Genomic DNA, 9,163 nt, shown 5'->3' on the forward strand with positions numbered 1-9,163 from the left:
CGAGCCAGCCGTTCAATGCGCCCGCCGCGGCACCGGTGCCGAAGGCGGCCAGCAGCATCAGCGGCAGGCCGGCACCGGCCTTCATCGCGAAGCCCATCGCCAGCGAACACAGCGACAGCGTCGCGGCGATCGACAGATCGATCTCGCCGGCCACGATCAGCAACGCCATCGCCAGTGCGAGCAAGCCCTTCTCGCTGAAGTTGAAGCTGCTGTCGGCCAGTGCGTACGGCGACATGAAGCCGTCGATGCCGAAGCCGAAGCCGGCCAGCAGCAACACCAGCAGCGCGAGCAGCATGCGCTCCCAGGTTCCGAATGCGCGCGTCATGCAGGTACCTCTCGTCTCTCGAGAATCTGCCGACCGCTGCGCCGCTGCGCACCGGCATTCACCGCGACCGACACCAGGATCACGAGGCCGGCGATCGCCTGCTGCCAGAACGGCGACACCTGGATCACCGGCAGCGCCCCATTCACGACACCGATGAACAGCACGCCGAGCAGCGCACCGGCCACGCTGCCCACCCCGCCGCCGATGCTGACGCCACCGATCACGCAGGCGGCGATCACGGTCAGCTCATACCCGGACGCCAGCTCGGTGAACGCGATCGCATAGCGGCCGACCCACAGCAGCCCCGCCAGCCCGGCCAGCGCGCCCGACACCGCATACACCAGCAGCAGGCGCCGCCGCAGCGGGATGCCGACATACGCCGCCGCGGTCGGGTTGCCACCCAGCGCATACAACTCGCGCCCCTCGCGCCGCCAGCGCAGGAACACCGCCATCGCGACGACCACCGCCGCAGCGATCCACACCAGCGCCGGCAGGCCCGCCCACTGCTCGCGCGGCAGGCCCTTGATCACCGGATGGATCTGGTGGTCCGAGATCCACGCCCCCTGGCTCGCGACGAAGATCGCACCCCGGTACGCCGACAAGGTGCCCAGCGTCACGACGATCGGCGGCAACTCGAAGAACGTGATCAGCCAGCCGTTGACGAGGCCGAGCACGGTGCCGGTCGCGATCGCCAGCAGCACCAGCGGCATGACGCCCAGCTCCGGCATCGCGCGCCCCGCCAGCGCGCACAGCATGCCGGTCAGTGCCAGGTTCGATGCGGCCGACAGGTCGACACCGCGCGTCAGCAGCACCAGCATCTGCCCCATCACGAGGATCGCCAGGATCGCCGAATCGTTCGCGATGTCGAGCGCGTTGTGCCAGGTCAGGAACACCGGCGCGCGCACACCGACCGCCAGCGCGATCGCGACGATGATCGCCAGCAGCGCCAGCTCGCGGTGGCGCCCACCCAGGCCTTTCAGGCTCATCATGCCGCCAGCTCCCGCAGCTCGAGGGGCGCCTGCGGCCGCGGCGGTGCAACCAGGCCCGATGCGGCCGCGACGACGGCCTCTGCTTCCGCACCCTCGCGCGCGAACTCCGCCACCTGCCGCCCGCGCCGCATCACGATCACCCGGTGCGCCAGGTTCATCACCTCCGGCAGCTCCGACGACACCAGGATCACCGCCAGCCCCTGCGCCACCATCTCGCCGATCAGCTGGTACACCGCCTGCTTCGCGCCGACATCGATGCCCTTGGTCGGCTCGTCGAGGATCACGATGCGCGGGTCGAGCCCCAGCCACTTCGCGATCACCACCTTCTGCTGGTTGCCGCCCGACAGCCCCGCCATCGGCGTGTGCGGCGAACCGGTCTTGATCTGCAGCCGCTCGATCATCCGCTGGCACAGCGCCGATTCGCGCAACGCCGACAGCCACGGCCCGCGCGCGAAGCGCGAGAGCCCCGCGAGGCTGATGTTGTGCTGCACCGAGAAGCTCAGGATGCCGCCCTGGCGCTGCCGCTCCTCCGGCACGTAGGCGATGCCGGCCGCGATCGCGTCGCCGGCGCGGCCCGGCTTGAACCGTTTGCCGTCGATCTCGAACTCGCCGCGCGCGTCGGGGTTCAGCCCCATCAGCGCGAGCATCGCCTCGCTGCGGCCCGAACCCACCAGCCCGTAGAAGCCGAGGATCTCGCCGCGCCGCAGCTCGAACGACAACCCGTCGAACTCGCTCGGGTGCGAGAGCCCGCGCACCCGCAGCACCACCTCGCCCGGCGGCGCGGCCGGGGCCGGGTAGATCTGCTCGATCGCGCGGCCGGCCATCAGCTTCACCAGCTCGCGCTCCTCGGCCTGCGCGATCGCACCGCACCCGACCGACGCGCCGTCGCGCAGCACCAGCCAGCGGTCGGCCACCGCAAAGATCTCGTCGAACTTGTGGGTGATGAAGATCACGCCGACACCCTGCTCGCGCAGCGTGCGCACCAGGCCGTAGAAATCGCGGATCTCCTGCTGCGACAGCGCGGCCGTCGGCTCGTCGAGGATGACGACCGAGGCCTGCTGCGACAAGGCGCGCGCGATCTCCACCAGGTGCCGCTCGGCCAGGCTCAGGTCCTTCACCAGCGTGCCGGGCGCGAAGCGCGCGCCGATCTTCGCGAGCACCTGCGCCGCCTGCGCATGCATCGCGGGCCAGTCGATCAACGGCCCGCGCTGCAGGTGCCGGCCGATGAAGACGTTCTCGGCCACCGACAGCTCGTCGAACATCACCGTTTCCTGGTGCACGGCGACGATGCCGGCGGCCTGCGACGCCTGCGCATGCGCAAAACGCAGCGCCCGCCCGTCGAGCTCGATCGTGCCCTCGTCCGGCTGCACCACGCCGGTCAGGATCTTCACGAGCGTCGACTTGCCGGCACCGTTCTCGCCGACCAGCGCCAGCACCTCGCCGCGCTGCAGCTCGAGATCGACGCCGCGCAGCGCGTGCGTCGCCCCGTAGCGCTTGTGGATGCCGCGCAGCTGCAGCAGCGGGGAGGTCATCAGCGGCTTCAGAAGAACTTGGCGAATTTCTCGACGTTGCCGGCGTCGTAGGTGAACGGTTCGGCCATCGCCGCTTCGTTGTTCGCGTCGAGTGCCACCGTGCCGACGCGGCCCAGCGACACCTTCTCGCCCGCCGCGCCCTTGGCCTTGCCGTGCACGAACTGGTGCGCCGCATACACCGCCGAGTAACCGAGGTCGATCGGGTTCCAGATCGCGAACGACTTCACCGCGCCGCTCTTCACGTGGCCGGCCATCTCCGACGGCAGCCCGAGGCCGGTGACGAACAGCGTGCCGACCTTCTTCTCGTCCTGCACGGCCTTCGCCGCGGCCGCGACGCCGACGGTGGTCGGCGCGACGATCGCCTTCAGGTTCGGGTAGCTCTTGAACAGGCCCTGCGCCTCGCGGTAGCTCTTGTCGGTCTGGTCGTCGCCGTAGACGACGCTGACCAGCTTCAGCCCGGTGTACGGCGGCTTCGCGAGCACCTTCTTCATCTCGTCGATCCAGATGTTCTGGTTGGTCGCCTGCGCGGTCGCCGACAGCACCGCGATCTCGCCGGTGGCGCCGATCGCGTCCTGCGTCATCTTCACCAGCTTCTCGCCGATCAGCGCGTTCGACGACGGGTTCAGGTGCATCAGCCGGCCGTCCTTGCGCACGCCGGAGTCGAACGACACCACCTTGATACCGCGCGCCATCGCCTTCTTCAGCGCCGGCACCAGCGCGTCGGGGTCATTGGCCGAGATCACGATCGCCTTCACGTTCTGCGCGATCAGCGAGTTGATGATCTCGATCTGTCCCTCGGCGGTCGCCTTGGCCGGGCCGGTGTAGATGATCTCGACGTCCTTCAACTCCTTGGCCGCTTCCTGCGCGCCCTGGTTGGCGGCATCGAAGAAGCCGTTGCCCAGGCTCTTGACGACCAGCGCGATCTTGTCGGCCGCCATCGCGCCAGGGGCGAAAGCCGCGCACACCAGCGCGGCCAGCAGAACTTGCAGAGGTTTCTTCACGGGTTTGTCTCCTGATGGTTTTATGGACTGACGGGGAACGTGAAAGGAAGATTCAGACGATGCCGCTGCTCGGGCCCGATGCGGGCCGCGCCTCGGCGACCCGGGCGCGGTAGCCGCTCGCGCGGTAGGCCGCCACCGGCTCGATCGCGCCGCCGGCCTCCAGCCGCACGCGCTGCAGGATAGTCGTCACGTCGGTCTGGAAGGCCTGCTTCAGCGCTTGCGAGGCCATCAGCACGTCGTTGGCATCCTGGTACGCCGACAGCGCCTTGCGGTCGACCAGCAGCGCCTGCGCGCAGCAGCGCTGCACGCTGGCGGCGCTGGTCATCAGGCTCTCGATCGGGTCGGTGACGTTGTGCGACTGGTCCAGCATGTAGGCCGGCGCGAAATCGGGCGCGCCGGACTGCGCGGCATCCACCAGCTCGTTGAACACCAGGAACAGCTGGAACGGGTTGATGCTGCCGCTGTCGAGGTCGTCGTCGCCGTACTTGCTGTCGTTGAAATGGAAGCCGGCCAGCTTGCGGGCATGCACCAGCCGCGCGACGATCATCTCGATGTTGACGTTCGGCGCGTGGTGGCCCAGGTCGACCAGGCAGCGCGCCTTGTCGCCCAGCGCCTGCGCAGCCAGCAGGCTGGAGCCCCAGTCCTGGATCACCGTCGCGTAGAACGCCGGCTCGAACATCTTGTGCTCGAGGAACATGTGCCAGTCGGCCGGCAGCGCCGCATAGATGCGCCGCGTGCTGTCGAGGTAGCGCTCGAAGCTGCGCCGGAAATGCTGCTGGCCGGGAAAGTTGGCGCCGTCGCCGATCCACACCGTGATCGCGCGGCTGCCGAGTTCGCGGCCGATCTCGATCACCTCGAGGTTGTGCGCGACCGCCTGCGCCCGCACCGCCGCGTCGGTGTGCGTGAGGCTGCCGAACTTGTAGCTGAGCGGCTGGCCCTTCTGGTCGGAGAAGGTGTTCGAGTTCACCGCGTCGAACGCGAGGCCGCGCATCGCGGCATGCTCGCGCAGCTCGCTGTAGTCGCTGCACTTGTCCCACGGGAAGTGCGGCGAGACGGTCGGCGTGCAGCGCGCGAGCTGCTGGATCACGCTGCAGTCCTCGATCTTGTCGAACACGTCGCGCGGCTCGCCGGCGCCGGGGAAGCGCGCGAAGCGCGTGCCGCCGGTGCCGACGCCCCACGACGGCAGCGCGACCGCGAAGGCGGCCACCTGGCGGCGCACCGCGTCGATGTCGATGTCGCGGCGCGCGAGCTGGGTGCCCAGTGCGTCGTAGTCGTCACGCACGCGCGCGGCGAGCGGCGCGTTCTGCGATTCGACCAGACTGGCGGCGATCAACGGTGTCGGCATGGCGTTCTCCTGGTTCAGCGTGGGAAGGCAGCGAGGTTGCCCGCATCCACATTGAGGATGTTGCCGGTCGACTTGGCCGACAACTCCGACGCGAAGAAGCAGGTGGCCTCGGCGATGTCCTCGGGCAGCACGCTGCGCTTGAGCATCGAGCGGTCGCGGTAGAAGGCTTCGAGTTCATCTTCGGTGATCTTGTTGGCGGCGGCCCGCTCCTGGCTCCAGGTGCCCGTCCAGATCTTGCTGCCGCGGATCACCGCATCGGGGTTCACGACGTTGGCGCGGATGCCCAGCGGCGCCCCTTCGAGCGCGAAGCAGCGTGCGAGCTGGATCTCGCTCGCCTTGGCCGCGCAATAGGCGGCTGCCTGGTTGCTCGGGACCATGCCGTTCTTGCTGGCGATGAAGACGATGCTGCCGCCGCTGCCCTGCGCCTTCATCACGCGGAAGGCCTCGCGGCCGACCAGGAAGTAGCCGGTCGACAGGATGGCCTGGTTGCGCATCCACAGCGCGAGCGAGGTGTCCTCGATCGGTGCGGCCGACGCGATGCCGGCGTTCGACACCAGGATGTCCAGGCCGCCGTACTCGATCGTCGCGCCGGCATAGGCGCGCAGCACGGCGGCCTCTTCGGTCACGTCGCAATGCAGCGTGCGCACCACGTCGCGGCCGAAGCGTTTCGACAGCTCCGCGCCGACCTGCTCCAGCGCCGGCGTGTCGATGTCGAGCAGCACCGCGCAGGCGCCGTCGGCCAGCAGCCGCTCGACGATCGCGCGGCCGATGCCGCCGGCACCGCCGGTCACCAGCGCGACCTTGCCGACCAGCGGCTTCGGCTTCGGCATGCGCTGCAGCTTGGCCTCCTCGAGCAGCCAGTACTCGATGTCGAAGGCCTCCTGCTCGGGCAGGCCGACATAGCGGTCCAGCGCATCGGCCTCGCGCATCACGTTGATCGCGTTGACGTAGAACTCGCCGGCGATCCGCGCGGTGGCCTTGTCCTTCGCGAGCGAGACCATGCCGACGCCGGGCAGCAGCACGATCACCGGGTTCGGGTCGCGCAGCGCCGGGCTGTCGGCGCGCTTGCAGCGCTCGTAGTAGGCCGTGTAGTCGGCGCGGTAGGCGGCCAGCCGCTCCTCGATCGCGGCGGCAAGCGCCGGGCCGTCGAGCGCGTACAGCGAGGCCGGCAGGATCAGCGGGCGGATCTTGGTGCGCAGGAAATGGTCGGGGCACGAGGTGCCGAGCGCGGCCAGGCGCTCGAGGTCGCGGCTGTTGACGAATTCCTGCACCGTGGCCGAGCGGTCGACGTGCGCGAGCTTGTGGCCGCTGCGCGAGACGGCGCCGCGCAGCACCGGCAGCAGCCGGGCCAGCAGCGCCTGCTGTGCGTCGCCCGCCAGCGGCTCGCGCGCCGCGCCGCCGAAGCTGACGAGCTTGCGCTCGCGCCGCTCGGCCTGCAGCCAGGCCTGCGCTTCCTGGATCACGCCGACGGTGTTCTCGTAGCAGCTGCGCGCATCATCGCCCCAGGTGAACAAGCCGTGGCCGGCCAGCACCAGTCCCCGCAGGCCGGGGTGCTCGGCCACGTAGCGCTGCAGCTGCATGCCGAGCTCGAAGCCGGGCCGCCGCCACGGCAGCCAGCCGACCGTGCCGCCGAAGATCGTCTGCGTCAGCGCGCGGCTGTTCTCCATCGCGGCGATCGCGATCACCGCGTCGGGATGCATGTGGTCGACGTGCCGGAACGGCAGGTAGGCGTGCAGCGGGGTGTCGATGCTGGCGGCGCGCGCGTTCAGGTTGAAGGTGCAGTGCGGCAGGTAGCCGACCATCTCGTCTTCATGCGCGGGGCCGCGGTACAGCGTCTGCAGCGCCTGCAGTTTGTCGAGGTAGAGCGTCGAGAAGCCGTCGAGCTTCATCGAGCCGAGGTCGCCGCCGGAGCCCTTGACCCACAGCACCTGCACGTCCTGCTGCGAGAGCGGATCGCGCTGCAGCAGCTTGGCGGAGGTGTTGCCGCCGCCGTAGTTCGTGATGCGCAGGTCGGAGCCCAGCAGGTTCGATCGGTACAGCAGGCGGCCGGGCTCGTCCAGGCGCTCGGCGTGGGCGGCATCCCAGGTCGGGAAGGGCAGGGTCGGTTCGGTCATGTCGGTCTCGAAGCTCTCGGTTCGAGACGGAATCTAGGGGGTGGCATGCATAAGGACAAGCAATGGTTTCTTATTGAATGGCGAAGAGAAGCTGATGCCTCCCCGTAGCCCGGGTGACAACCCGGGWCCCGGATTGGMATCCGGGCCACGAAGTCGGGGAAAACGTGGGGGCGCGATGCAGCGCGCGCCATTCGCAACACCGCGCCGACCACGGGCAATCACCCGCCCTTAAGCTCGCAATGCGCCAGCCGCGCCCCCTGCTCCAGCACGAACTCGCGGAACGCCGCATTCACGCCCGCCAGCGCTCCATCGCGCCGGTGCAGCAGGCACCAATCCAGCAGCTTGGGCATCCCCACGAGGTCGAGCACCGCCATGCGCCCGGCCGCCAGCTCGATCTGGAACGCATGGGCCGACATGAAGCTGATGCCCATGCCCGCCATCACCGCCTGCTTGATGGTCTCGTTGCCCGACAGCTCCATCGTCACGTTGACCTGCAGCGATTGCGACTGCAGCAGGTGCTCGAGGAACTGCCGCGTCGCCGAGCCCGGCTCGCGGAAGATGAACGGCTCGCCCTTCAGCTCGCTCCACGCGATGCGCCGCTTGCCGGCCAGCGGGTGCGCCGGCGCGGCGACGATGCAGTGCGGGTGGCGCGCGAAGGCCTCGGCCTCGACATCGGCCTCCGACGGCGGGTAGCCGGCGATCGCGACGTCAATCTGGTGCTCGTTCAGCAGCGCGAGGATGGTCTCGCGCCGGTCCACCGACAGCTTCAGCTTGACCTCGGGAAAGCGCTCGCGGAACGCCATCATCAGCAGCGGCGCGAAGTAGTTCGCCGTCGGCACCACGCCCAGGTGCAGCTGGCCGCGCGTGCTGCCCTCGCCCGAACTCATCGAGGTCAGCGCCTCCTCGGCCTGGCGGATCGCGCCGAGGATGCCGCGCGCATGGCGCAGCAGTTCGTCGCCGGCCTCGGTGAGCTGCAGCCCGCGGCCCTGCTTGCGGAACAGCGGCAGCCCGAGTTCGTCTTCGAGCAGCCGGATCTGCATCGACACCGCCGGCTGCGTGAGATGCAGCTGCTCGGCGGCGCGCGAGTGGCTCAGCGTGGTCGCGGCGGCCTCGAAGGCGCGCAGCTGGCGCAGCGTCAGGTTCTTCATGCGCCGCCCGCCTTCAGGTGCGTCAGCGGCAGCGCCCCGCCCGCCTTCACCTCGCCGAGCGAGAAGCTGGTGTGGATGTCCTTCACGTTCGGCAGGTTCAGCAGCGTCTCGATCGAGAAGCGCGAGAACGCATCGAGGTCGGTCGCCATCACCTGCAGCTCGAAGGTGCCGGCGCCCGAGATGTAGTGACACGCGATCACCTCGGGCAGCTGGCGGATCGCGTCTTCGAGCGCGCGCGTCTCGGTGCCGGTGTTGCGGTTCGCATCCACGCGCACGAAAGCCAGCACGCCCAGGCCGACCTTGCGCCGGTCGAGTTCGGCGCGGTAGCCGGTGATGTAGCCCTGCTCCTCCAGCCACTTGACGCGCCGCCAGGTCGGCGCGGCCGACAGGCCGATGCGCGTCGCGAGCTCGGCGTTGGACAGCCGCGCGTCCTGCTGCAGCTCGCGCAGGATCAGCACGTCGTAGCGGTCGAGCGTCGCGCCATGCGCCTCGGGGCTGGGCGCCGCAGATGTCGAGGCGGGCGGCCTGCTGGTTTTCCCTGATACGGGCTTTTTGAGCGTCATTCTCGTCATCACATGAAGATGTCAGCAAGATTATTGCGCGCAGCCCCTCTGAGAGGGCAAACATAGAAAGGACTTGCGCGAAGCGAATCCCTACACTGACCGCTGCCGACGCCGCCACGAGCGGTCGACGCGCCTCACCGATCCTC

7 protein-coding genes and 1 pseudogene are annotated in these 9,163 nt (G+C 69.2%); all 8 read right to left on the minus strand.

Features of this window, described 5'->3' with window-relative positions; translation table 11 throughout:
- Positions 1–325: pseudogene (locus tag AC1D15_RS09860) on the minus strand (ABC transporter permease); the annotation flags it as partial.
- On the minus strand, positions 322–1,314 hold the full coding sequence (locus AC1D15_RS09865) for an ABC transporter permease (RefSeq protein WP_477825842.1): 993 nt from the start codon (positions 1,312–1,314) through the stop codon (positions 322–324). The pseudogene AC1D15_RS09860 and the gene AC1D15_RS09865, both read right to left, overlap by 4 nt.
- Positions 1,311–2,846 (minus strand): sugar ABC transporter ATP-binding protein, encoded by a 1,536-nt coding sequence (locus AC1D15_RS09870; RefSeq protein WP_477825843.1) that lies wholly within the window; start codon positions 2,844–2,846, stop codon positions 1,311–1,313. Before AC1D15_RS09870 ends, AC1D15_RS09865 begins: the two co-directional genes overlap by 4 nt.
- Before the next feature lie 8 nt (positions 2,847–2,854).
- Positions 2,855–3,784 (minus strand): rhamnose ABC transporter substrate-binding protein, encoded by a 930-nt coding sequence (gene rhaS / locus AC1D15_RS09875; protein ID WP_156155090.1) that lies wholly within the window; start codon positions 3,782–3,784, stop codon positions 2,855–2,857.
- Between the two features lie 115 nt (positions 3,785–3,899).
- Positions 3,900–5,192 carry an L-rhamnose catabolism isomerase gene (gene rhaI / locus AC1D15_RS09880; protein ID WP_477825844.1) on the minus strand — a complete coding sequence of 431 codons (1,293 nt, stop codon included), beginning with the start codon at positions 5,190–5,192 and terminating at the stop codon, positions 3,900–3,902.
- A gap of 14 nt (positions 5,193–5,206) precedes the next feature.
- Positions 5,207–7,306, minus strand: coding sequence for a bifunctional rhamnulose-1-phosphate aldolase/short-chain dehydrogenase (locus tag AC1D15_RS09885; RefSeq protein WP_477825845.1), 2,100 nt, complete (start codon positions 7,304–7,306; stop codon positions 5,207–5,209).
- Between the two features lie 218 nt (positions 7,307–7,524).
- A complete protein-coding gene (locus AC1D15_RS09890) occupies positions 7,525–8,454 on the minus strand; it encodes a LysR family transcriptional regulator (RefSeq protein WP_047510615.1) in 930 nt (309 codons plus the stop codon).
- Positions 8,451–9,017, minus strand: coding sequence for an Lrp/AsnC family transcriptional regulator (locus tag AC1D15_RS09895; protein WP_082004652.1), 567 nt, complete (start codon positions 9,015–9,017; stop codon positions 8,451–8,453). Before AC1D15_RS09895 ends, AC1D15_RS09890 begins: the two co-directional genes overlap by 4 nt.
- Between the last annotated feature and the right edge of the window lie 146 nt (positions 9,018–9,163).

Source organism: Rhizobacter sp. P2_H2 (assembly GCF_056403375.1).

Excerpts from the sequence above, each read along its gene's own strand:
- rhaI (WP_477825844.1), bottom strand. The coding sequence starts at position 5,192 with ATGCCGACACCGTTGATCGCCGCCAGTCTGGTCGAATCGCAGAACGCG.
- rhaS (WP_156155090.1), bottom strand. The coding sequence starts at position 3,784 with ATGGCGGCCGACAAGATCGCGCTGGTCGTCAAGAGCCTGGGCAACGGC.
- AC1D15_RS09870 (WP_477825843.1), bottom strand. The coding sequence starts at position 2,846 with ATGACCTCCCCGCTGCTGCAGCTGCGCGGCATCCACAAGCGCTACGGG.
- AC1D15_RS09895 (WP_082004652.1), bottom strand. The coding sequence starts at position 9,017 with ATGACGCTCAAAAAGCCCGTATCAGGGAAAACCAGCAGGCCGCCCGCC.
- AC1D15_RS09890 (WP_047510615.1), bottom strand. The coding sequence starts at position 8,454 with ATGAAGAACCTGACGCTGCGCCAGCTGCGCGCCTTCGAGGCCGCCGCG.
- AC1D15_RS09885 (WP_477825845.1), bottom strand. The coding sequence starts at position 7,306 with ATGACCGAACCGACCCTGCCCTTCCCGACCTGGGATGCCGCCCACGCC.
- AC1D15_RS09865 (WP_477825842.1), bottom strand. The coding sequence starts at position 1,314 with ATGATGAGCCTGAAAGGCCTGGGTGGGCGCCACCGCGAGCTGGCGCTG.